Here is a 2017-nt window from a genome sequence, read left to right as displayed (position 1 = left end):
TGATGTATCCCCGCTCCAGCGCCGGCAACACGTTCACCGCCCCCATCCCCTCGCTCGGGCGATACATGCCGGCGGGCGCGGCAATCCGCCAGGGCCGCTCGCTGAACAACTCCTCCGCACCCTCCGGAACCAGGACCTCGTCACACAGGAAGTAGTCGATCGCGCTCAACCCCGAGGTGTAGCCGTAACCGACCCAGAGACTCACCGACACCGGCGCCGGCTTGCGCGCGAACGCCCCCAGCCGGTTATTTGCCGTATGACCGGCCAGGTCGACCAGGATGTCGATGCCGTCGGCACGGATACGTTCGGCGAGTTGGACGTCGCTCAGCCCTCGGGTCGGCACCCAGTGATCGACCAGTGAGCGATAACGTGCGGTCTGGGCATCCTCGCGCACCAACTGAGCATAGGCAAAAACCTCAAACCGCTCATGATCATGGCATTCGAGCAATGGTTCGAGCATGTAGCGAATTGCGTGGGAGAAAAAGTCCGGAGAGACATAGCCCAGGCGCAAGCGTCGCTCTGGCTCACGCCCGTTACTGTGCGATCGCCAATTCACCCTGAGCGATTGCCAATAGCGGATATCGTAATCCAGGTAGGCGGAAAAAATGTCCTGACCGGACCAGTCAGGATGGTAGTTGATCGTAAACAGCTGATTGGATTCAGCGACAGCAAATTGAGGCTTATCTTTTAGCGCCAGCGAGTAGTAACGAAGCGCTTCATCGTGGCGACCAAGATCCTGAAAGATACCGGCAATATTGTTTTTGGCATTGCAGTTACCGGGATCTTTAGCCAAGGCATTCTGATAGTAAGCCAAGGCTTGATGGAGGTGTCCGCGCTCCTTGCAGACAACCCCGATATTCGAGTAAGCCTCAGAAAGACCTGGCTTCAGCGAAAGCGCCTGTTTACAACAGACAATCGACTCATCAAGCTTCCCAAGCGATTTCAAAACAACCCCAAGGCTGTTGTATGCCTCAGCATAATATGGCGAAATCTCTATAGCGCGACGAAAACAACGTTCAGCCTGCGAGTATCTTCCTAGCTCAACAAGGATGTTGCCCAAGGTGTTTAGCAGCTCTGAATCTACAGAATCTATTGCTAGAGCTTGCTGTATGACTGTCAGTGCGGCTTGATATTTTCCAGAATGGAAAAGGGCGGTGCCCATGGCCTTCCACAAAAAGGGATCTCGAGGAAATCTATCACATAGATCACGCGCCTTTGCCAAGGCTTCATCAAAGCGTTTTACCTCTATCAAACCTTTGATCTCAGAGGCATCCGCAGTCGAAATCCGAGGCGTTTCAGTTGTCGCCAACGCCTCCTTCACCTCCACGCCACGATTGACATCAGAAAAGCTTTCTTGATCAATCCCCAAGCGCTTGCAGAGCTGGGCAAAAACGCCCGCACCATCCTCCATGGCGCGCACTTCGCTCAACACGAGACCAGCATCCTTGTGGTGGCCTTTGGCCAGTAGCACGTCGATCAGCAAAGCCAACGCGTTTAGATCCAGTGGCTTGAGCCTCAGGGCTTTCCTGATCAGCTCGGCACTGGCATCGAGATTCCCTTTGAGCTTCGCAATCGAGGCCAGATCAAAAAGCGCAGAGAAGTGGTCAGGATCGACCTCAAGCACGGCACGATAAATCGGCTCAGCCACCTCAATACGCCCGTCACGATAATGACCCAGGGCTATCTCGTAAAGATTGTCATCACCATTCAAAACCGCACCTTTTTAGTAGTGGAGCCGCTGCTGGGCGCCAGCGCCGGGACGACAGCCTGATGCTCAACGGCATCTCTCTGGATTCTGTTCCGAGCTGGAATCACAGCATCAATGCTGAACAACTATCGCACTAAAGGGCTGCAAGCACCTCTTCCGATGTGCCCGAGACGCACCACCGTCGCCACATCGCCCGGTAGGCGGCCTCGATCCGTGCCACCTGCCCCTGCTCGTCACGCCAGGGGCTGGCCTCCATCTGTGCGCGCAACCCGGCGCGGGTCGTCGCCAGCGCCTCGCGATCCGCGGCCA

At 56.0% G+C, this 2017-nt stretch carries 1 protein-coding gene; it reads right to left on the bottom strand.

Features of this window, described 5'->3' with window-relative positions:
* Positions 1-1711, bottom strand: a 1711-nt coding sequence (locus EBL84_RS16990; protein ID WP_148040333.1) for a tetratricopeptide repeat protein, incomplete at its 3' end; no start/stop codon positions are given.
* Between the last annotated feature and the right edge of the window lie 306 nt (positions 1712-2017).

This window comes from Marichromatium sp. AB31 (genome assembly GCF_003718685.1).
GTDB lineage: Bacteria > Pseudomonadota > Gammaproteobacteria > Chromatiales > Chromatiaceae > Marichromatium > Marichromatium gracile.
The sequence above is the reverse complement of the archived record's forward strand: the minus strand, read 5'-3'. Positions and strand labels throughout refer to the sequence as shown.